Annotated in this window: 20 protein-coding genes; 16 read left to right on the top strand and 4 right to left on the bottom strand. The window is 40.2% G+C overall.

What is annotated here, in order from left to right:
* Window positions 1–749: 749 nt before the first annotated feature.
* From spxA to E6139_RS07800, 6 genes are all read left to right on the top strand, one after another.
* The gene (gene spxA, locus E6139_RS07825; protein WP_010739854.1) at window positions 750–1,148 is read left to right on the top strand and encodes a transcriptional regulator SpxA; all 399 of its coding nucleotides are present in this window, start codon (window positions 750–752) and stop codon (window positions 1,146–1,148) included.
* A gap of 473 nt (window positions 1,149–1,621) precedes the next feature.
* Window positions 1,622–2,266: an adaptor protein MecA gene (locus E6139_RS07820; RefSeq protein WP_316402498.1), complete on the top strand. Its 645-nt coding sequence runs from the start codon at window positions 1,622–1,624 to the stop codon at window positions 2,264–2,266.
* Between the two features lie 670 nt (window positions 2,267–2,936).
* Complete coding sequence (locus E6139_RS07815) at window positions 2,937–3,935, top strand: competence protein CoiA (protein WP_316402497.1); 999 nt, start codon at window positions 2,937–2,939, stop codon at window positions 3,933–3,935.
* A 112-nt stretch (window positions 3,936–4,047) separates the two neighbouring features.
* Window positions 4,048–5,865 carry an oligoendopeptidase F gene (pepF, locus tag E6139_RS07810; RefSeq protein WP_316402496.1) on the top strand — a complete coding sequence of 606 codons (1,818 nt, stop codon included), beginning with the start codon at window positions 4,048–4,050 and terminating at the stop codon, window positions 5,863–5,865.
* 377 nt (window positions 5,866–6,242) lie between these two features.
* Window positions 6,243–7,424, top strand: coding sequence for a class C sortase (locus E6139_RS07805; RefSeq protein WP_316402495.1), 1,182 nt, complete (start codon window positions 6,243–6,245; stop codon window positions 7,422–7,424).
* A 1-nt stretch (window position 7,425) separates the two neighbouring features.
* Window positions 7,426–8,604: a class C sortase gene (locus E6139_RS07800; protein WP_316402494.1), complete on the top strand. Its 1,179-nt coding sequence runs from the start codon at window positions 7,426–7,428 to the stop codon at window positions 8,602–8,604.
* A 28-nt stretch (window positions 8,605–8,632) separates the two neighbouring features.
* Here the strand turns inward: E6139_RS07800 and E6139_RS07795 are convergent, their stop codons facing one another.
* Both E6139_RS07795 and E6139_RS07790 read right to left on the bottom strand, forming a co-directional pair.
* On the bottom strand, window positions 8,633–9,280 hold the full coding sequence (locus E6139_RS07795) for a DsbA family protein (RefSeq protein WP_316402493.1): 648 nt from the start codon (window positions 9,278–9,280) through the stop codon (window positions 8,633–8,635).
* Window positions 9,280–9,885 carry a CYTH domain-containing protein gene (locus E6139_RS07790; protein WP_316402492.1) on the bottom strand — a complete coding sequence of 202 codons (606 nt, stop codon included), beginning with the start codon at window positions 9,883–9,885 and terminating at the stop codon, window positions 9,280–9,282. Before E6139_RS07790 ends, E6139_RS07795 begins: the two co-directional genes overlap by 1 nt.
* Before the next feature lie 205 nt (window positions 9,886–10,090).
* Here E6139_RS07790 and E6139_RS07785 point away from each other — a divergent pair, with 205 nt between their 5' ends.
* The 5 genes from E6139_RS07785 (at window position 10,091) to E6139_RS07765 (ending at window position 14,552) form a co-directional block, all read left to right on the top strand.
* Complete coding sequence (locus E6139_RS07785) at window positions 10,091–10,756, top strand: GTP pyrophosphokinase family protein (RefSeq protein WP_316402491.1); 666 nt, start codon at window positions 10,091–10,093, stop codon at window positions 10,754–10,756.
* Window positions 10,728–11,531 carry an NAD kinase gene (locus E6139_RS07780; RefSeq protein ID WP_316402490.1) on the top strand — a complete coding sequence of 268 codons (804 nt, stop codon included), beginning with the start codon at window positions 10,728–10,730 and terminating at the stop codon, window positions 11,529–11,531. Before E6139_RS07785 ends, E6139_RS07780 begins: the two co-directional genes overlap by 29 nt.
* Before the next feature lie 4 nt (window positions 11,532–11,535).
* Entirely contained in the window at window positions 11,536–12,429 is an 894-nt protein-coding gene (locus tag E6139_RS07775; protein ID WP_316402489.1) for an RluA family pseudouridine synthase, read from the top strand.
* Between the two features lie 266 nt (window positions 12,430–12,695).
* A complete protein-coding gene (gene mgtE, locus E6139_RS07770) occupies window positions 12,696–14,066 on the top strand; it encodes a magnesium transporter (protein ID WP_316402488.1) in 1,371 nt (456 codons plus the stop codon).
* Between the two features lie 45 nt (window positions 14,067–14,111).
* Entirely contained in the window at window positions 14,112–14,552 is a 441-nt protein-coding gene (locus E6139_RS07765; RefSeq protein WP_316402487.1) for an NUDIX hydrolase, read from the top strand.
* Window positions 14,553–14,572: 20 nt separating this feature from the next.
* Here E6139_RS07765 and E6139_RS07760 read toward each other — a convergent pair whose 3' ends face one another.
* Window positions 14,573–15,373 (bottom strand): MurR/RpiR family transcriptional regulator, encoded by an 801-nt coding sequence (locus E6139_RS07760; protein ID WP_316402486.1) that lies wholly within the window; start codon window positions 15,371–15,373, stop codon window positions 14,573–14,575.
* Between the two features lie 168 nt (window positions 15,374–15,541).
* Here E6139_RS07760 and E6139_RS07755 point away from each other — a divergent pair, with 168 nt between their 5' ends.
* Window positions 15,542–16,990 carry a 6-phospho-beta-glucosidase gene (locus tag E6139_RS07755; RefSeq protein WP_316402485.1) on the top strand — a complete coding sequence of 483 codons (1,449 nt, stop codon included), beginning with the start codon at window positions 15,542–15,544 and terminating at the stop codon, window positions 16,988–16,990.
* Between the two features lie 113 nt (window positions 16,991–17,103).
* On the opposite strand, the gene E6139_RS07750 is transcribed toward E6139_RS07755, so the two are convergent.
* The gene (locus tag E6139_RS07750; RefSeq protein WP_316402484.1) at window positions 17,104–17,739 is read right to left on the bottom strand and encodes a copper homeostasis protein CutC; all 636 of its coding nucleotides are present in this window, start codon (window positions 17,737–17,739) and stop codon (window positions 17,104–17,106) included.
* A 133-nt stretch (window positions 17,740–17,872) separates the two neighbouring features.
* On the opposite strand from E6139_RS07750, the gene E6139_RS07745 reads away from it, so the two are divergent.
* The 4 genes from E6139_RS07745 to E6139_RS07730 all read left to right on the top strand — a co-directional run bounded on the left by E6139_RS07745 (window position 17,873) and on the right by E6139_RS07730 (window position 22,752).
* Window positions 17,873–18,700 carry a putative RNA methyltransferase gene (locus E6139_RS07745; protein WP_316402483.1) on the top strand — a complete coding sequence of 276 codons (828 nt, stop codon included), beginning with the start codon at window positions 17,873–17,875 and terminating at the stop codon, window positions 18,698–18,700.
* A gap of 428 nt (window positions 18,701–19,128) precedes the next feature.
* Window positions 19,129–19,635 carry a tRNA (uridine(34)/cytosine(34)/5-carboxymethylaminomethyluridine(34)-2'-O)-methyltransferase TrmL gene (trmL, locus tag E6139_RS07740; protein ID WP_316402482.1) on the top strand — a complete coding sequence of 169 codons (507 nt, stop codon included), beginning with the start codon at window positions 19,129–19,131 and terminating at the stop codon, window positions 19,633–19,635.
* A gap of 27 nt (window positions 19,636–19,662) precedes the next feature.
* Window positions 19,663–20,319 (top strand): histidine phosphatase family protein, encoded by a 657-nt coding sequence (locus E6139_RS07735; RefSeq protein WP_316402481.1) that lies wholly within the window; start codon window positions 19,663–19,665, stop codon window positions 20,317–20,319.
* A 21-nt stretch (window positions 20,320–20,340) separates the two neighbouring features.
* Window positions 20,341–22,752: an ATP-dependent RecD-like DNA helicase gene (locus E6139_RS07730; RefSeq protein WP_316402480.1), complete on the top strand. Its 2,412-nt coding sequence runs from the start codon at window positions 20,341–20,343 to the stop codon at window positions 22,750–22,752.
* The last annotated feature ends 7 nt before the right edge of the window (window positions 22,753–22,759 follow it).

Genomic DNA, 22,759 nt, shown 5'->3' with positions numbered 1-22,759 from the left:
ATTATAGCAAAATTTTATAATTTTTATTTAGGCTGAGCAAAATAGTAGCATGATTAGATAGAAGTTGTTATGTTATTCGTGCAGTAAAATAGTGAAAAAAACATGAAGACCAATCAATCAAAAATATTCTTGTCAAAAAAAATAATGATTGAAAAGACGAACGACCGCGAAAATCTGAGGTCTACCAATTTTTGAATAGTCTATAAAATTTTTGATTTCTTTTGAATATTTGGAAGCTGTATCTATTTTTAATGTGTTTTTTAAACAAAAAATTTGATACAGAAAAATGACTAAGAGATTAAAATAAAATAACTATAAAATAATAACGAACGTCCTTTAATTATGATTCTTTTTTAAAATGATTCTAAAAAGAGCTTGATATACAAAGTTTTGTGAATACATTTTTAGCTTATAAAACTTTACTTTCTCAATTTTTTAAAAATAAAAAAATTCTTTGTTTAGAATAAAATTAAAAATTTGGCTCAAATAGATTCGGGATTAATACAGTTTTATGTTCTGTTATATCACTAATTTAAATGAGAGATAAGCCATTGTTTTCTCATCTTGACAAATTTGAATTGCCGTGAGGCTTCTATAACGACGATTTAAATTAAATAACATTAATATTTGCAAAAAAAAGACAAGCAACTCTTTTTTTTGTTACCTTTTTTTTGTATAATAGAAACAGATAGCAGGAAGGCAGTATTACCTGTTACAAAAATTGAGAGTCAAGAAAAGGAGTGATATGCATGTTAACACTATATACTTCCCCTAGTTGTACATCATGTCGGAAAGCACGTGCTTGGCTACAGGAACATGAGATTCCTTATGTTGAACGAAATATTTTTTCTGAGCCATTGAACATTGATGAGTTGAAGGCCATTTTACAAATGACTGAGGATGGGACTGAAGAAATCATTTCAACCCGTTCAAAAGTTTTCCAAAAGTTGAACATGGATTTAGATGAACTATCACTGAAGGAATTGCTAGACTTAGTAAAAGAAAATCCTGGATTGTTGCGTCGTCCGATCATGATCGACGAGAAACGTCTGCAAGTTGGTTTTAACGAAGATGAAATTCGTCGTTTCTTGCCTCGTGATGTTCGCCAATATGAATTACGTCAAGCCCAATTAATGGCTGGATTATAGAATGAATACCCCGTTCAGACGGGGTATTTTTTTGTCAGTCACGCTTTTCGCAGTATTTGGCGTAATAGTATCCATTTATATGTCAATTAAATCTCTGGATTAATATGTTTAGCGTGATGATATGCGAAACGAAAATAAGACTCATTTTTCTGGTTTTGGAAAAATGAATACCCAAAACTCATAGATGCGACAGTGAATGAAGAACTTTTCCGAAGAAAACTTTTGGAGAAGTCTTTTTTTATTGGACTTATAAAGCTAAACAACCGCGAATATGATGGGGTGACAGAGCTTTATGAAAACCATTAATTGCGGGTGTCCTTGTAAACGTTTTTTTACTGAATGCCTTACCACTTAAATAGAAAGCCTTCACCTTTGTTTATAGGATTTTAATAAAATTCGTCGGCTTTCTTTACTTTTAAGCGGAATCAGTTACAATGAACATATAATCTATCTTTAAAGTGAGGTGTGCCAAGATGGAGATGGAACACATCAATGAGAATACAATCCGAGTCATTATCGAGAATGAAGATTTAGCCGAACGCGGTATTACCTTTTTAGATTTGCTAGGAAATCATCGAGAAATCGAATCTTTCTTCTATAGTATTTTAGAGGAAGTCGATATCGAAGATGAGTTCAAGAGCAGTGAAGCGGTGACGTTCCAAGTTCTTCCGAAAAATGACGGATTAGAACTATTTATTAGTAAAAACTTGACGCCTGAAGACCTTAATAAAATGAATAATTCGACAGAGTTTGAATCAAGCGATTTTGATCAATTGATTCGTCAGCAAATTTTAGCCAACTCTGAAAGTCTTGAAGAAGATGATAAAGCTGATCGCTTACGGGTTTTTCAGTTGAATAGTTTTGAAGACATGATTGAATTAGCAAGCTATCACTTTTTAGATGAGGCCTGGTGTGATTTATATCTATTGAATGAGCGATACTATTTGCAGGTTTACTTTGATCCTGAGATTTTCGGCGAATTTGGATTAGCCGATGTAATCGCGGAGATTTTAGAATATGCGCAAGATTCTTCTGTTTCAACAGAAATGTTGGAAGAGTACGGAAAACTTTTGATGCATCGGGATGCAATTGAAATTACCCGAGCTCATTTTAACTAAATAGTTCAACAGCCACTGTTCATTAATCTGACGGTGGTTTTTTTGTCAGTCCAACTTTTCGCAGTTGCTCAAAGTCGGACTGACAAAAAAATTCTCTGATTATATGTTGGTACGTGACGTTTAGTTGGATGATATGCGAAACGAAAATAAGACTCATTTTTCCGCTTTTTGGAAAAATGAATACCTTAATTGGAGATAGCTGTCAGTTCAAAACTTTTCGCAGTTTCTCAAAGTCGGACTGACAAAAAATTCTCCGATTGTATATTGGTACGTGATGTCTAGTTGGATGATATGCGAAGCGAAAATAAGCCTCATTTTTCCGCTTTTTGGAAAAATGAATACCTTAATTGGAGATAGCTGTCAGTTCAAAACTTTTGGGAGCTGCTCAAAATCGGACTGACAAAACAATTTATCTGATTGTATGTAGGTACGTGTTGTTTAGCGGAAAGATATGTGAATCGAAAATAAGCCTCATTTTTCCGTTTTTTGGAAAAATGAATACTTTTAATAAGAGTTAGCTGTCAGTTCAAATCCGTTCTGTTTGAACATATTTATGAGCTTGAGTATTTGAACACTCGTTCATAGTTTTTAAATCTTTAATTGCAGCTTTTTTCAACTAATCCAAAGCTATTCCCACCTCAGCTGCGTATCTTTTTACGAGGTGAGGAGAATGTTGTTTGCTTACACAGAGAAAAAAGAAATGATCAGTGCTTCGGAGATTGATGAAAATAAGAACTGCTTTTGCCCAGATTGTGGGGGGCGCTTGGTTCGAAAAGCAGGGAAGATCAAGATTCCCCATTTTGCTCATGTTCAGAACATAGAATGTCATGGTCTGAGTGAAGGAGAAACACCCGAACATTTGGCTCTGAAGCAACTATTTTATCAATGGGGCAGTCGTTTTGAGAGGGACTGGCGAATCGAAAAACCGTTATCAGATTTGCCGCAACGTCCAGACTTGTTGCTGGACCGGTTAGCGGTGGAAATCCAATGTTCACCGTTGAAAAGTTCTCGTCTGGAAGAGCGGATCGTTGGTTATTCTCAGAAAAATTATCAAGATTGGTGGTTGCTTGGAAAAAAGCTATGGCCCAAAGAGAAGTTCAGTCATCTGCAAAAACAATTTTGCTCCTTTGATAAGGATCGTGGGTTGCATCTATGGTTGTTAGAAGAAAAGCAGCTTCGTTTGCTATACCATATCCATGAGATTGATGGCCTAGTATATTGCGAGGAACGGTGGCCTAGCTTCTCGCAGCCATTGAAAGAAATTCTTCATTTCTCTGTTTCCAAACGTCCACCTCATCTTTTTCCTACTATTAAAAGTGTGACTGAAAGAAAACAAACCTTGAGCCTCAAGCTGGTTCAAAGCAATGCAGGAATCCGTGAGTTGCAGCATTATTTTTATCAAGAGCGGAGACACCTGTTATATTTGCCAGATTGGATGTATTTTCCCAGCCGTTACTTCTTTTTTTATCAAGAAGATCTTCTGGTCTTTCGCTATTTATTTGAAAAAGAGAGGAAGAATGCTTCGCTGATTTTCCAGAAATTTTTGGATTATCGTCAGGCGAATCAAAGAGAGTGGCTTTTTTATCGAATCGATCAGCGAGAGATTTTGGAGCGGCTTTATCTTGAAGCGATCTTTTGTCAAAGAAAGGCTAAAGTTTCATCAGCCTGACTCCTTTTAAAAATACTTTTTTTAAAATTGTGGTAAGATTGAATGTGATTAACAGATGTTAGATCAATTATTCTAGAGAAAAATTACCTTAAAACGAGTTAGGAGTGTTTTTATGAGTGAAGCAAAACAATTGCCAAAACGCCAAGAAGTTCCTGTTGAACTGACTTGGGACTTAACGAAAATTTTTGCAGATGATGCTGCTTTTGAGGAGAAATTTCAAGACTTATCAAATGAATTAACCGAAGTCGATAAGATCAAAGGAACTCTAGGTCAAGGAGCAGCAGAATTTTTAACAGCAATCGAATATGTGTTAGATATTTATCGCAAGGCGGAAGTCATTTATGTGTATGCCCATTTGAAAAATGATGAAGATACCGCTAATACAACGAATCAAGCACTTTATGCACGTGCTTCTAGCTTAATCGCCCAGGTCAGTGAAGCAGTCAGCTGGTTTGAACCGGAAATGCTGCAACTTTCAGATCAAGAAATTTGGGCCTTTTTCGAGAATGAACCAAAGCTGGACTTGTACCGTCATTTCGTAGAGCAGATTATTTCAGAAAGAGCGCATGTTTTACCAGCAGAACAGGAAGCTTTATTGGCAGGGGCCAGTGAAATTTTTGGCAGTTCTTCGGATACATTTTCTGTTATGAACAATGCGGATCTGAAATTTCCAGTTGTGAAGAACGAAGAGGGTGAAGACGTCCAATTGACACACGGTGTTTATGGACAATTATTGGAAAGTACGGATCGAACGGTTCGTGAACAAGCCTTTAAAGCTTTGTATTCTGTTTATCATCAATTCCGCAATACCTTTGCTTCCACATTGAGCACGCATATCAAAGGTCATAATTACAAAGCAAAGGTTCGCGGATATGGTTCTGCTCGTGAAGCGGCGTTAAGCGGAAATCATATTCCGGAAGATGTTTATGAAACACTGACGTTGGTAGTCAATCAATACTTGCCGTTGCTGCATCGTTATGTAGAATTGCGCAAAGAGCTGCTAGGACTAGACGAGCTGCATATGTATGATCTATATACTCCGCTTTTAGCTGAAGCTCCGATTAAATTTACTTACGAGGAAGCACAGGCTAAAGCCCTTGAAGCGTTAAAACCATTGGGTGAGGAATATCTAGAGGTTGTGAAAAAAGCATTCGCTGAACACTGGATCGATGTTGTCGAAAATCAAGGCAAACGCAGCGGCGCTTATTCTTCTGGTGCCTATGATACCCAGCCATATATTCTATTGAACTGGCATGATCGTTTGGATGAGCTATATACCTTGGTTCATGAGATGGGACATAGTGTTCACAGCTATTTCACTCGCCATACCCAGCCATATGTTTACGGTGATTATTCGATTTTCTTAGCGGAAATTGCTTCGACAACCAATGAAAATCTGTTGACTAGTTATTTGTTAGAAACGGAAAAAGATCCAAAGATTCGCGCGTATATCATCAACCATTTCTTGGATGGGTTTAAGGGAACGATCTTCCGTCAAACGCAATTTGCAGAGTTTGAACACTTTATCCATACTGAGGATGCTGCTGGAACACCATTAACCAGTGAACACCTCAGCAAGTTTTACGGGGAATTAAATGCGAAATATTATGGACCAATCGTCGTCAATGATGAAGAGATCAAAGATGAATGGTCAAGAATTCCGCATTTCTACTATAATTACTATGTTTATCAATATGCGACTGGCTTCTCAGCAGCAAGTGCATTGGCGAAACGAATCGTTGAAGCGGAACCAGATGCACTGGAAAAATACTTGGCTTACTTGAAATCAGGCAGCAGCGATTATCCAATCGAGGTCATGAAAAAAGCCGGCGTCGATATGACACAGCCGACCTATATTGAAGATGCGATGGAAATATTTGCTCAACGCTTGGATGAACTAGAAGAATTAGTTGAAGAATTGAAGGGATAAAACCTTCATTAATAGTTGAACGATCAGCGGCTATCATCATAACGATAGCCAGCTGGTCGTTCTTTTTTGATCGTTGCGGACGTATAATCAGTTATTAATCATTCAATTATTTAATCGTAAAAGAGAGAGAGTCAGTCTTCACATTAAGTTAATAAAATATTTATTTTTATTAAAGTTTGATACTCTATAACATTTTTTCAAAACGGAGTCATGAAAACATAAAGTCTTCTATATGTGCATAGGACTGGGATTTGTTTTTGAAATCTTAATAATTGGACCCCATATATTCAAATAATTGAAAGAAATTTTACAATTGGAATTTCTCTTTTGATTATTATTATGCGAGAATTAGCATAAGTAGAGGGGGTGGATTCATAATGAGTAAACCGAACAAAAGAGACAAAATTGACTTGCTGTTAAAATTATCAATTGCTGTTATGTTTATTGTAGGTTTTCTAATTTTTATGTATCCATTCGTCGTTGATTCGATCAACAATTATATTGATCAGCAGCGCCTTGAAGAAGTTCAAGACAAGATGGAAGCTCGGTCGGAGGCGGAAAAGAAAAAACGACTGGCGAAGCTTGAAAAAGAAAATAAAAAATTGAAGACAATCATTCCAGGTGCCGGAAGCTTCGATGATCCATTTGAAACCTCTCTTCAGGGAACGAAAAGCCCCAAAAAAGAATACTTTGAAAAGCACATGATCGGTGCGGTCTTCATCCCTAAAATAAAGGTTAGTTTGCCAGTCTATGACGAGACGAATGATTTTTTGCTGGATAAGGGCGCGACCGTTTTACAAGGGACTTCATTTCCAGTAGGTGGAAAAGGAACCCATTCGGTAATCACAGGACATACCGGCTTGCCAGAAAAGAAGCTTTTTACTGATTTGGACCAGTTGAAAAAGAAAGATAAATTTTTCTTACATATAGAAGGGAAGAAATTAGCTTATCAGGTTGATCGAATCAAGATCGTTAAGCCTGATAAATTTGACGCGCTTAAAATCGAATTGGATCGTGATCAAGTAACGTTGTTAACTTGTACTCCTTATGGGGTCAACAGTCATCGTTTATTAGTTACCGGACATCGAGTCGCTTATCCAGTCGAGGCGGCGAAGAAAATCAAAGAGACCGAAAAATACCATCGCCGACGTGTTTATTATTTAATTGCCGGCTGTGCCTTCTTCTCTATCATTTTTGCTTACTTTGTCTGGCGCAAAATCATTCTGTATCAATCAAAGAAACGCAACTACACATTTGTCTTTTATTTATACGAGAATGGGGAACCATTACCGGGTGTTCGGGCACTGCTTACTCAGAAGAAGGATGTTGTTCGATTTGATGGCAAACTTGTTCATACAGTCAGCGATGCATTCGGAAGGATCGAATTCAGAGACATTCCAGGCGGTGTCTATCGTGTAGAAACGGAAAATGGCTTAAGCGTCAAAGGAAAAGTCTGGCGGCTGAAGAATAAGAAATTTAAGATCCTGAATCGCCGCGGATACAAGAATATTAAACAGAAAATCAAACATTATATTATTGAAAGTAAGAAGGTGAGCTAGTGTGAAGAGATCACCTAAGCCTAAAAGCGCCAAAAGACAGATGCTCAGCAAAATTTTCATGATATTAGTCTTCTTGGTTGGGGTACTCGTCATGATGTATCCTTTCTATATCAATGCGGTGAACGATTTCATCGACCAGAAGCGGATGGAAGAAGTTCAGCAGCAAAACAAGGAACAGAACAAAGAGCAGGTACGTAAGGCCAAAGAACGGATGAAAAAGCGAAATGAAGAGCTGAAAAAAAATGGTCTTGTACCTAAAGCACCGAAGTTTACGAATGATAATGAACGGAAAATTGTGAGCGATGACTATATTCGCAAGCATTTGATTGGTGCGATCAGTATTCCAACCATCGAGATCACCTTGCCTCTCTTTGATACCACCAATGAAAAGTTGTTGCAGGAAGGGGCGACTGTTTTACAAGGGACCTCTTTTCCGACAGGCGGGGTGGATACCCATTCTGTTATTTCGGCTCACAGCGGGCTGCCTGAGAAAAAGCTTTTCACGGATCTGGAGGATGTGAAAAAGGGCGAGATCTTTGTCATTACGCTGTTTGAAGAGAAGCTGGCTTATGAAGTAGATAAGATCGATATTGTAGAACCAAAAGACACCTCAGTAATCAATATCGAACCCGGGCGCGACATCGTGACGCTGTTGACCTGTACGCCGTATATGATTAACAGTCATCGACTATTAGTGACTGGTCACCGAGTACCTTATACAGAGAAGATGGCGAAAGCCATTGAAAAAGCGGATGATTCGCGGAAGCTGAAACAGATATTGATCTTGGTCGGTGTCGGATTGGCTATCCTATTACTGCTTTTTGGAATCTATCGTGCGATCCATGTGTATCTGTTGAGAAAACGGCTGTTCAATTTGAACCTGCTGCGTACAGATGCTGAAGGAAATGTATTGGCGGGGCATGAGTTTGCTATGTACACGAAAAATGGCAAACGACCAGTTCAAAGACATGGTATTCCGCTAATGGCAGCCACGGATGAAGCAGGGCGTGCGCGGTTCGAAAAAATTCCAGGTGGCGTCTATTGCATCAAGGATAGTGAGGATGTAGGATTCAATGTCGGAATCAAGAAGCTGCGGCAAGACAAGATTAGTCTGTATTTAAAGAAAGAGCAGAAGAGTTATATCTTTACTAAAGATAATGCAGTTCAGATAAAAAAATAAGTTCATTGCCACTCGGCAATGAACTTTTTTAGATTAATGATAAATGATTGTCCATATCAGATTGTCTGATGGATGTATTTTTACTTTGTGATTCTAAAAAGGCTATCAATGATTCCTTCGTATTATATGTATCCAAGATATGATGGATCGTGTCACAGCCTTCAATGCGAATACCTGCGTCGTAATCTTTGCCGTAATTATAGATTACAGCGGAAGGGTGCGAAGTGATCTCCATATCATGTGCGATCTGCTGGTCGCTCAAGAATGCTTCCTGTACAAAAGCCGAATGCCGGTCTTCCAAAAACATTTCCAAGTCACCGCCAACTTTAGTAAACAGCTGGATTGCTAATTTTTTAGAATAAGGCTGCTTTTGCTCGCCGACTGTTTTTTGCAGCTCGACTAAAAAGTCCCGTCCACGTTTTTTCCCTTGAAGCTGTGCTGCTTTGACATCAAGCGCTGCGGAATGAATCTCCTGAGATAACTCGGTTCGCAATTGCGTGTCCTTCTCGGAAGCGCCGATGCGCTGCATAAATTCCGAGACTGTTTTCAAATTCATGATGGGTATCAAACGTAATTGAATTTTCATGTCATATTCTTGAATCAAATCGATAATTCGCCGTTCGATCGATAAACATTTTTTTCCGATCGGATTCACAAACAAATAAATCTCAATCACTAAAGTCCCTCCATTTCTTTATTCTGCTCTTGCTGAGCGGATACAGCGCGAACAATTTTATTTTGTGTTTTGCGGTAAGGTAGATCAAACTTAGCCAGCAGCTGTTTGAACGCTGTTTCATCAAAACCAGAGTTGGGTACTTCCAATTCCAACTCGAAATCGTGATGTTCGCTATACCAGCTTTCATCCAAAGCCAGTTTTCCTTCAGATATCATAAATTCTGCCCGATTTGTGATTAGTTTCCCAATCAAGTGCAAGTCGGATAATGGGATATTTAACGTTTCTAGCTGTTCCAAAATCTCAGCGGCTTGCTGGGCAAATTGATCTTTAGCTAAAGCTTCATCTACTTCATTTAAAGTTAAGGGATCTGTGACCTCTAACAATCCGATGGTCTGAGGAATCTTCAATGTCGCCTCTGCTTTATCAGCGAAACGGCGAATCCTTAGCCCCATGCCATGTTGCTTTAATTGAAAATCAGTCGTATCGAAATAAAGATTGGTTTGTGTTACAAATTGTTCATCTGAAACATTGTAATAACGTAACAGTGTTTCGTACTCCTTTTTTGTCAGCATGCTCTTGAATTCGATTTCAATTTCTTTACTCAATCCTATTTTACCTCTGATCCTAGAAAATTCCTAATATAAGGTATCCTCACATAGAATAACCTATATAGTCAAACAATTAGAACGAATTCCATGAAAATGTTAGTATTTTGTAATATTTGATAAGGTACAAAAATGTGACAATTCTTTCTATTGAAAGTTTATGATAAGATAAGTAAGGAATGGAAAAAGAAGCGAGGGATATGGGATGGAGAGAGACTGGGATACATTTCTTGCGCCTTATGAATTGGCAGTAGCTGAATTAAAAATTAAATTACGCGGATTACGCAAACAATACCGCACAAGCGGAGATCATGTACCGATCGAATTCGTAACAGGACGCGTCAAGCCGGTTGAAAGTATTCTCAATAAGTCAGAGCTGCGGGGAATTCCGTTGGACCGTTTAGAAGAAGAGATGTCAGACATGGCTGGCATGCGTATCATGTGTCAGTTTGTGGAGGATATTCCTTTAGTAGTAGAAATTTTGCGCAGACGAAATGATATGAAGATCATTCAAGAACGGGATTATATCACGAATCGAAAGGCTAGCGGATATCGTTCCTATCATTTGGTAATCGAATATCCGGTGCAGATGCTGGAAGGCGAGAAAAAACTTCTGGCAGAGATTCAAATCAGAACACTTTCAATGAACTTCTGGGCGACGATCGAGCATTCGATGAACTACAAATATAAAGGGCAAATTCCCGAAGATATTCAAGAAAGATTATTTCGTGCGGCCGAAGCAGCTTACCAATTAGATGAAGAAATGTCTAGTATACGCGGTGAGATTCAAGAAGCGCAGCATGTATTTAATCGCAAGGAACAGAAAAAGGAAGTGAAAAAGCATGGGGCTACGGATCGGAATCATCCATAATCAAGAAGAAAAATCAATTCGAGTATTGCAGCGTCTCAGAGGATTATTAGCAGAAAAGGATGATTTGGAAATCGTGGAGCGCGACCCGGAATTAGTGATCACTATCGGCGGTGACGGGACATTATTATCAGCGTTCCATCGCTACAATCATCGACTAGATGAAGTACGTTTTCTAGGTGTACATACGGGGCACCTCGGTTTTTATACGGATTGGCGAGATTATGAACTGCCTGAGCTGGTCAATAGTTTAAGTGCTGAACAAGGGAAAAGCGTCAGCTATCCGCTGTTGGATATTCTTTTGACTACAACCGATGGGGAGCAGAAACACTTTTTAGCGCTGAACGAATCCACGATCCGAAAAGGCAGTCGCACGATGGTTGCGGATGTCTACATTAAAGAAGAATTATTTGAGCGATTTCGGGGTGATGGGTTAGCGATCTCTACTCCGACCGGTTCGACTGCGTATAATAAGAGTGTTGGCGGCGCGGTGGTGCATCCCAGCATCAATGCGATGCAATTATCAGAGATTGCGTCACTGAATAACCGTGTTTTCAGAACACTAGGCTCACCAAGTATTATCGGCTCTCATGAGTGGATCGATGTTCGGTTGAAAAGCAATGAGCAGCATCTAATTACCATCGATCAGTTAGACATTAATAGTAAAGATATTACATCGATCAAATACAAAATCGCTGATGAACGGATTCATTTCGCTTCCTATCGGCATATGCACTTCTGGCATCGGGTGAAAGATGCCTTTATTCGAGAGGATTAATTTTGTGGAATTTAAATGGACTTATCAAGAGCCGACCAGCTCGCTTGTACGGACTTTTCTAAAGCGTCAAGGAATCTCAAAGAAATTGTTGGCGAAAATCAAATTTCATGGCGGAAAAATTTTAGTGAACGAGACAGAACAAAACGTCTTGTTTTCTTTAAATACCCATGATATTGTAACTGTTGTGATTCCAGACGAGGAACCCCATGAAACATTGCTAGCAGATGATGTTCCAATCGAGATTGTTTTCGAGGACGAGCACCTTTTAGTTGTAAATAAACCAGCGGGAATCGCCTCGATTCCGGCGCAGTATCATCCGCGGGGGACGATGGCGAATCGAGTCAAGGCCTATTATGTGGCGCAAGGCTACGCGAACCAGGTGGTGCATGTCGTTACCCGCTTGGATCGCGATACTTCCGGTCTGATGCTCTTTGCAAAGCACGGCTTCGCCCATGCAAAATTGGATCAAAGCCTGCAGCAAAAGCTGTTTATTAAAAAATATCAAGCTTTGGTTTCCGGAGAAGTAGAGACTTTGCAGGACCACGGAAATATTTCGTTACCAATTGGGCGCGACCTGTCTTCCTTATTGAAGCGTCAAGTGATCGAAACGGGTCAAAAAGCCGAGACGGAATACTGGATGAAAAAACGAAACCAGAATTGTGCGTTAGTCGATATCCAATTACATACCGGACGAACCCATCAAATTCGGGTACATTTTTCGGCAATCGGTTGTCCATTATTGGGTGACGAACTTTATGAAGGCGCGATGGATCTGGGAATCGCGCGGCAGGCATTGCATTGCTATTCCTTATCATTTCCCCATCCTTTCAATGACGAGCGTCTATCCTTTGAACTTCCGCTAGCCGAGGATATGGCGAAGATAGCCGAAATGATTTAAAGGATGCGACTCTATGATGGATATTTGCATTAAGTAGAATAGTATCCGTGCTGAAAATAGAACTAATTTTTCTCTAAGAAAAAAATTCATAATCCTGAGGGAGGTTGCCAGTTCTACTTTTCGCAGTGATTATCCATGTGAGAGAGTTACTAGAAATTTAGAATTATCAAATTCAGGAAGTTTAGTAGAATGATATCCGTGCTGAAAATAAGACTAATTTTTTTCCTTGAAAAAATTAATACATTAACGTGAAGTAGGTGAGATTGATGGATGAAAACCAAGAGGAGCTAGAAATACATTTCCAACAATTACGGGAGGAACTGGATCAGAATGATATACAGGCGTTTCGTGATCATTTTTTGGACTTGCATTTCTATGATCAGGGGCAATTTTATCAATCTTTGAATCAAGAAGAGCGGCAGCTCGTTTATTCTTATCTATCACCAAAAGAATTGGCAGATATGTTTGACGTTATTGAAGAAGACGATGAGCATATGGATGAATATCTGAATGAGATGCGTCCGCAATATGCTGCTGATATGTTATCCGAGATGTATACGGATAACGCGGTGGATTTACTAAATGAGCTGGATAAAAAGCCAGTGGCGAAGTACTTGAGTCTGATGGATTCTGAACACGCCAATGAGATTCGCGAACTGCTTCATTATGAAGATGATACAGCTGGATCGTTGATGACGACCGAGTATGTTTCGCTCGTTGCGAATCAAACGATGCGTTCAGCCATGTATGTTTTGAAAAAAGAAGCCCAAATTGCCGAGACAATCTATTATACTTATGTAGTAAACGATGACAATCAATTGGTTGGCGTAATCTCGCTGCGTGATTTAATCATTAATGATGATGACGCGATGGTCTCTGATGTGATGAGTGAACGGGTGATTTCTGTTCATGTAGGAGATGACCAAGAAGATGTCGCCCAAACGTTCCGTGATTATGACTTCTTGGCATTGCCAGTAACCGATTATGATGACCACTTGTTGGGAATCGTGACGGTCGATGATATCATTGACGTAATCGATGATGAGGCAGCCAGCGACTACTCTGGTTTAGCCGGGGTCAACGTTGAAGAAGTCGATGAAAATCCTGTCAAAGCAGCTTCACGTCGCTTGCCTTGGCTGATTACTTTGCTGTTTCTTGGTATGACGACAGCGACGTTGATCAATCATTACGAAGCACTCGTCAGTAAAGCAAGTATCTTAGCGGTATTTATTTCTTTGATTACAGGTACTGCGGGGAATGCCGGCACGCAATCATTGGCCGTTGCTGTTCGGCGGTTAGCGATTTCTGACGATAATGATAAGAGTTTCGGCAAGCTGATCATTGGTGAAATCTTAACGGGGCTAGTAACAGGTCTGGTGACGGGCGTAACAATCTTTATTATTGTGGGTATTTGGAAACATAATTTTGTTTTAGGTTTTGTAATCGGAACTGCGATGATGGCGGCGATTACTGTGGCGAATTTAGCAGGAAGTTTGATACCGATGGTGATGGAAAGAATCGGTTTTGATCCGGCAGTTGCCAGCGGGCCCTTCATTACTACCTTGAGTGATCTGACTAGTGTATTGATTTATTTCAATATCGCCAGTCTCTTTATGGATCGCTTCATCGGGCAATAAACAATTGAGTAGGAAAAGACATATGCTGAAAGTAGTGAGAAAATTTTGAAAAAAGCTTATGCCATTATTATCCGTAACGGATTGATTCTATTAGTCCGACGGCCGGGGATGCCTGTTTGGGATTTGCCTGGGGGCGACCTTCTGCCGAATGAAAATGAACGCGAGGGAATCCGGCGTTTGATTAAGGAGCAGCTTTCCTTTGACAGTAGAATCGAAGATTTAATCGGGATTTATACGAAAGAGTTTCGCGATGAGATCACCTATGTTTATAAGGTTCAAGAAACGGTCTCGCAAAGTAGAATGGAGTCGCAGGATTATGTGGCCTTCAATTTCTTTGATCTCCACAATCTGCCATTGAATGTTTATCCTGAACGACATCGTCAGATCAGAGATTATAAGACGGGAAGATACCCTGTACGTCTACGCTTTAAAACGAATAAATGGGTGTTCAAGTTCACTAATTTTATCAAAGAAAAAAGAAAATGATCCGTATGATGTCATACGAGTCATTTTCTTTTTTCGTTTAGGCTGGCATATCGACGAACGAGATAGTCACAGAAAAACTCTAATGGGTAGTTACCGATCTGCACATAATTAGTGCTTGTCACATTTAAAACCTGATCTAAGAGATTCGTGATCAGATTCTGGGTATGTTGAGTGATTAGGATTGAATAAGCGGGGCAGTTACTGATTTGTGTGATTAGCTCGACATGGCTATTCAAAATCGATCCATAGGAGGAAAGAACAAGAATCACGCTGTTCTCGTCTGCTTGTTTGATTGCCTGCTTTTGCAGCTCTTCTGTTTCGGGAACATTGGTCAGTTTATTTGAAGCGATGAAAGCAGTCTGCATATTTCGTGCAAGCTCCAACGTAGTAGTATAGCCAATAAAAATCACCTTGTCCGCCTGCTGAATTTTTTTAAGTAGTTTATCGACTGCGGGATAATCAATCGTTTTGAGAATATCCTGCAGAGCGAGTGTGATCTCTGCGGCGTAGTCTGCTAAAAAGGCGTCGGGGCGATCTTGTAATTGTCGGAAGTCGGACTCCTTCATTCGTAACGAATTGTAGCTTTTCATTTGTTCGTTGGTGTTTAGCAGTTCTCGCAAACTAGAAAATGAAGGAATATTGAACGCTTGACAAAAACGGGTCAAGGTAGCAGGTGAAACAAAGCAGCGTTCGGCAATTTGCGAGATTGTCAGCTTCTGGACTTCCTTTTGGTGAGTAAGCAGATAGGTAATGATTTTTGCATAGGTTTTATCTGGATCGTGTCTATTTAAATAATTGAAAAAGTCAAAGATAGTGGACATATGGATGCTCCTTTAGAAATATATTGTGAGAGTTCATTTTCGGGTTTATGAAAATGAAAAGCAAAAAAGAAAATGGCAGCACAAAAGCGAAATTGGCGTCGCACTGCTTTATGCTACACTAAATGAGTAATGATAATTATACACTATTCGTTCAGAAAGGATGAGAAGATGACTAAATTTCCAAAAAACTTTTTGTGGGGTGGCGCAGTCGCCGCAAATCAATGGGAAGGTGCCTTTTTAGAGGATGGAAAAGGCTGGTCTACTGCGGATACAGCACTTTATACAGATAATCCTGATAAAAAAAGCTTCTCAATTTTACAACCAATGACGACCGAAAAAGTTGAAGCTGCCATGAAAGATACAGAGGGGATTTATCCGAAACGCTACGGGATCGATGCTTATCACCATTATAAAGAAGATATTGCATTGTTTGCTGAAATGGGCTTTAAGACGTTCCGCTTATCAATTTCTTGGCCGCGAATTTTTCCAAACGGCGATGATTTAGAACCAAATGAAGCAGGATTGGCTTTTTACGATGAGCTATTTGACGAGTGTTTAAAATATGGCATCGAACCACTAGTGACGATCTCTCACTATGAGTTTCCCTTGAACTTGGCGTTAACACGGAATGGTTGGGAAAGCCGTGAGACGATCGATGATTTCGTTCGTTATGCCAAAGTATTATTTAAGCGTTATCAGGGGAAGGTCAAGTATTGGTTGACCTTTAATGAAATTAATATTATCGGAATGACCGGTTATTTGAGTGGCGGGCTTTTAGCGGATAAAACCGAAAATATGCTGCAGGCACAGTTTCAGGCAGCGCATCATCAGTTTATCGCCAGTGCCTTAACCGTTAAGGCCTGTCATGAAATGCTGCCAGATGCGCAAATCGGCTGCATGCTGGCGCGTCAAGAATCATACCCGGAAACCTCTAATCCGCTAGACGTAATGGAGAGTGTGGAGGCCGACCATGTAAACTTGTTTTATTCAGATGTACAGATTCGTGGTTATTATCCGCGCTACATGGATAAATTCTTCCGTGATCATGACATTACCATCAAAAAAGAAGCAGATGACGATGAAATCTTGAAGCAGGGAACAGTGGACTATATGTCCTTCAGCTACTATATGAGCAATATCGCTTCTCATGATGTGTCTGGAGAAGAAACGGCGGGTAATCTTTTAGGATCGAAGAAAAATCCTTATCTAGCCGCAAGTGATTGGGGTTGGCAAATTGATCCAGTCGGCTTGCGGATCACGCTGCATAAATTATATGACCGCTATCAAATTCCACTATTCATCGTTGAAAATGGCTTAGGCGCAAAGGATGTTGTTGCCGAAGATGGCAAAATTCATGACGATTATCGCATTGATTATTTGCGGGATCATATTACAGAAATGGCTAAGGCAATTGATGAAGGTGTCGAATTGATGGGCTATACACCATGGGGTTGTATTGATTTGATCAGTGCAAGTACCAGTGAAATGTCTAAACGTTATGGCTTTATTTACGTCGATCAAGACGATAAAGGCCAGGGCACATTGAAACGTTCACGTAAAGATTCCTTCTATTGGTATAAAGAAGTGATTGCCACGAATGGTGAGAACTTAGCATAAAATAAGGCTCTGAAACAGCGATTGTATGATCACTGTTTCAGAGCCTTTGCGAGTCTAACTTTTTCGGTTTTTGAAAAAGTTAATTCTTTAATACGAATTAGCCGTCCTTATGGTTAAAACTTAACGATCTTAGTGCCGTGAAGTTCGTTGACGCCTAATGCTTCAGCGATTCGTTCTGCATTTTCCTCATTGATCCCGCCGCCAGGTAAAATGATGATACGACCAGCCGCGTAATCAATCAATTCTTTAAGATGCGGAAGGTTTTCGTCAATCGAAGTTGATAAGGGGCCACCGTGAGTTAGAATGCGGTCGATGCCCAATTTTGCAAACCAATCAATGGTTTTGAATTGTTCTTCGTTAGAAAGCTCATCAAATGCCATGTGGAAGGTCGTTAATAACCCTTCACTGTTGCCTATCAGCATTTCCAGCGCTTCTTCATCAACCTCATTGTCTTCGGTCAGACAACCAAATACAACACCATCAGTTCCCGCATTTTTGGCATGAATTAAATCGTTCTCCATAATCTTCAATTCGATATCGTTATAGACAAAATTCCCGCCTCGTGGTCGGATCATGGTCATGATCGGTACATGTTTCTCGCCAGCATACGACAATGCTTCTTCAATCACGCCCATGCTTGGTGTTGTCCCGCCAACAGCTAAGTTGTCACATAATTCGATCCGTCCTGCACCAGCCTGAATCGCTTTTGGAATGTCGGTATAGTTTTCCGCACAAAATTCTTTAATCATGAGTACATCCTCCAGTTTTATAAGAAAATTTTTTAGAAAAATTGATGACCTCGACGTATAGTTTAGCATATCTCGATGATAGTAGAAATAAAAGAACTATGCTATGATAGGATAGCAAAAAAGAGGTGAAAAGATGCTTAAAAAAATTGATCGGGGCGCTTTATTTTTAGCTAAGCAGCAGGAGTTGTTCCGTTGTCCCAACTGTCATCAGAAAATGAGTCAGAAAGAAAAAAGTTTAGTCTGTGTGAACGGACATCGTTTTGATCTAGCGAAAAAAGGCACGCTTTACTTTTTAGATCATCAAATAAAAACCGAGTATGACAAGGAAATGTTCGCTCCCCGGGGACGAATGATCCGTTCTGGGATGTATCAGCCTGTAATTGAAAAAATCGCAGATCTCATGCAGACGGGAAACCTTTTAGATGTTGGCTGCGGCGAGGGCAGTTTCTTGCAGCAAATCAATCAATTGAAGACAAATTCGGTAAATATTGGTTTTGATATCGCTAAGGAAGGCATCTATTTAGCCAGTAATCAACCCTTCGACGCTTTTTGGTGTGTCGCTGATTTGACGAACCTGCCGTTTGCAGATCAATCCTTCGATACGATATTAAACATTTTCTCTCCTTCGCAGTACCGAGAGTTTAAACGCGTCATGAAGCCAGATGGTTGTGTGGTCAAAGTGGTTCCACAATCTGGCTATTTGCAAGAGCTGCGGGCAACCTATCATCCTGATGGCGAAGCTTATTCCAATGAAGCAGTAATTCAACGTTTCACAGAAGAGCTAGAAATTGATCATCGTGAACGCATTACTTATACCTTTGAGATACCGGAAGAAAACCGTTTGGATCTGCTGGAAATGTCACCATTGGAATGGCAGGTTTCACCGGAAGTAAAGGCGGGACTAGCAGAAAATCCTTTGAAGAAAATAACGGTCGATGTCGAAATATTAAAAGGTCATTAGAGAATACGCTTTCATTCAAATTCCTGAAAACAGAAGGTTGCATTTGTGACTTCGTGATGTTATAGTACAAACAAGTTGTTTTTCATTGGTTTTTATCAGGTTCCTGTTCTGATAAAAGTTAGTGAAAAGTGCTTCACTAACGTAGCGACTCGCCGTGCTAGACACCGAGTTGGTACGTTTTTTTTGTCAGTTCTGCTTTTTGCAGTATGACTGATTTCGATAAGGATACTAGATTTGAATGACTTATTTTTTTACGAGCAGTTTAGCAGAATGATATGCGTACGAAAGACAATTCATTTTTCCAGTCTTGGGAAAAATGATTTCTTTGCTTGTGAGCTAGCTGCTGTAGGTAATACGTTTCTGGTATAGAATTAGCAGCGAATAGCTTTACTGAATTAAATACTAAAATTAGATTGAAGGAAACTATTATGACAAATCATATCGTATTATTTGAACCACAAATTCCTGCAAATACGGGAAATATCGCAAGAACCTGTGCGGCGACAAATTCACCGCTGCATTTGATCGAACCGTTGGGATTCTCGACGGACGACAAGCACTTAAAGCGGGCGGGTCTGGACTATTGGAATGATGTGAATATCACTTATCACAAAGATTTAGCTGCTTTTCTTGAATACTTAGGAGATCGGCAATTGCATTTAATCACAAAGTTCGCCAATGCGACCTATTCTGAGATCGATTATACTGATGACGCTGATCATTTCTTTATGTTTGGGAAAGAAACGACTGGTCTACCAGAAGAATTCATGCGGGAAAATGAAGACAAATGCTTGCGTATCCCCATGAATGATGAGCATGTTCGATCGTTGAATCTATCCAACACGGTTGCTTTGGTTGTTTATGAAGCGCTGCGCCAACAAAGTTTTCCTAATTTGGAATTGACTCATCATTATGAAAACGATAAGTTAGACTAGATAATACGGACTTGGAAAGGGATTTTTATGAAACTTTATTTTACTCGTCATGGAAAAACGCGTTGGAATCAAGAGAAACGATTTCAAGGTATGATGGGGGATTCCCCATTGCTGCCGGAGAGTCTGGAGGCAATCAAGGCTTTAGGAAAAGAATTAAGAGATATTCCGTTTGAAAAAATCTACACAAGTACATTAAAGCGAGCTTATTTAACAGCAGAAGGCATTAATAAGCAATTGGCGCAACCGACAGAAATCATTCGTTCGGAAGATTTACGAGAGCTAGGTTTAGGGACTTTGGAAGGTCAATTGATCCCAGTAATTGAAGAACGTTATCCAAAAGATATGGTCAACTTACGTCATCACCTAGAGCTTTATGATCCAACCCCATTTGAGGGTGAAAAAATCGAAGACATGCTTAAACGCATCAATGATCTGGTAGAAAAAGCGGTGGCGGAAGCCAAAGAAGGTCCGCTTCTTTTTGTCGGACATGGTGCTGCATTGACAGCAGCAATTCAGGCGCTAACCGGAAAACCATTAGCAGAATTACGAGAGATGGGTGGCCTATTCAACAATAGCTTGACGATTTTAGAAGCAGACGGCAGTAAACCACCGTATCGAATGCTTCAATGGAATGATGTCAGTTTTTTAGAAGGTACTGGTTCAAAACCGGATTCATTACTATAGAAGACAGAAGGGGTGAGCAAAATGTCAGAGGAACAGCTATACATTGTAGGAACATTAAAGGCGATTTTCTTTCAGAATCCCAGTAATTTCTATAAAGTCTTGTTAATCAAGGTCAGCGAGACCAATAGCGATTTTCTCGAACAGGAAATCGTTGTAACAGGAAGTTTCGGCGATGTGCAAGAAGATGAAGATTATCGCTTTTTCGGACATTTTGTTGATCATCCTCGTTACGGTAAACAGTTTCTAGTTGAAAGCTATGAACAGGCACATCCGACTTCGGCCAATGGTTTGATCAATTATCTTTCGAGTGAGAAATTCCCTGGAATTGGAAAAAAGACCGCGGAGAATATTATCGACACTCTAGGGGAAGAAGCCATTGATCAAATTATGGAAAATCCCGATATACTGGCCAAGGTTCCGAATTTAAATGTGAAGAAGCAAAAGGTGATCGTAGAGACGATTCGGCAAAATCACGGCATGGAGCAGATCATCGTTGGTTTAAGCCGCTATGGTTTTGGTAGTCAGCTTTCGTTTGCGATCTTTCAAACCTATCGTAATGAAGCATTGGAAGTGATCGCGGAGAATCCTTACCAGCTGGTGGAGGATATCGAGGGAATCGGCTTTAAAAAGGCCGATAGCTTAGCGGAGCAATTAGGAATTGCGGCGGATAGCCCGCAGCGGATTCGGGCAGCGATTTTTCATCAAGTCAATGAAGATGCCAATCAAAGCGGCGATACCTATGTAGAGGCGCAGCAGCTATTGACAGAGGTCTTGCAGCTATTGGAAACGACACGACCAGTGGAGATCGCGCCAGATCAGATTGCAAACATGATCATCCAATTAGTTGAAGAAGAAAAAATTCAGCAAGAAGCGACTAAGATTTACGAGAATACCTTGTACTTCAGTGAGTGGGGGATCGCTTCATCAATCGAGCGCTTGCTAGCACGAAAAAAAGAGATCAATTATTCCCAGAAAGCCATTGATAAAAACTTGCGAATCATTGAAAAGCAGTTGAAGATCACTTATGGCGATTCACAGGATCAAGCAATCAAGGAAGCGATCCGTTCGCCGCTGTTTATTTTGACGGGTGGTCCCGGAACAGGAAAGACCACTGTCATCAATGGGATCGTCAAATTATTTGCTGAGTTGAATGATCTATCGCTAGATCCGAAAGATTACACTCAGGCAGTTTTCCCGATCCTCTTATCAGCACCGACTGGACGTGCGGCGAAGCGCATGAATGAGACGACCGGACTGCCGGCAAGCACAATCCACCGATTGCTTGGATTGAATGCTAATGACGATACACCGGATATTGATGCCAAAGAGCTAGATGGCGGATTACTAATTGTTGATGAGATGTCGATGGTAGATACTTGGTTAGCTAATACGTTGCTGAAGGCGATCCCGAATAACATGCAAGTGATTTTCGTGGGAGATAAGGATCAGCTGCCATCAGTTGGACCGGGACAAGTTTTTCATGACTTGCTGCAGATTGAAGATATCCCGAAGATGGAGTTGACGGACATTTATCGTCAAGGCGATGGGTCATCGATCATTCCTTTAGCACATGAAATCAAAGACGGCAAGCTGCCGCAGGATTTTCGTAAAAATCAGCAAGATCGATCCTTTATTGCCTGTCATGCTTTTCAAATGGAAGAGGTCATCAAACAAGTCGTTGAACGGGCGAAGAAAAAAGGCTTTACTGCTCAAGATGTTCAAGTTCTAGCACCGATGTATCGCGGGCCAGCCGGAATCGATGCCATCAATAAAATGATGCAAGAAATTTTTAATCCTAATGATGGGCGAAAAAAAGAAGTGCAATGGAATGATGTGGTTTATCGAATTGGGGACAAAGTCTTACAATTGGTTAACAATCCAGAGCTGAATGTCTTCAATGGCGATATGGGCATCATTGTCGGAATCATTCCAGCAAAGGAATCTGAGGATAAAGTCGATGAACTAGTCATTCAGTTCGACAGCAATGAAGTCAGCTACAAGCGGACGGAATGGAATAAGATCAAACTTTCCTATTGTTGTTCGATCCATAAATCACAGGGGAGCGAGTTCAAAATGGTGCTCCTGCCGATGGTCAAGCAATATTCGCGGATGCTGCAGCGCAATCTTCTATATACAGCCGTGACCCGAAGCAAGGATTTATTGATCCTGCTAGGTGAGGAAGAAGCCTTCCAAGCCTGTGTCACTCGTGAATCAGCAGTTCGAAAAACCACCCTGATTGAACGAATCATGAAGGATGCCAAAGACGCTCCAGCAAAACCAAAAGAAGAACCGTTTAAAGCAGTAGAAGAAAAAGTTAAGCCAATCGCAAAAGCAGCAAATGAGCCGACAATTTTGACACCAAAAATGATCACCGCTCAAGTGATTGATCCAATGATTGGAATGGAAAACGTTACTCCTGCTATGTTTATGTAAAAAGGAC

Source organism: Enterococcus sp., from assembly GCF_032555305.1.
Taxonomy (GTDB): Bacteria; Bacillota; Bacilli; order Lactobacillales; family Enterococcaceae; genus Enterococcus_A.
This window is presented reverse-complemented; position numbering and strand designations above follow the sequence as displayed.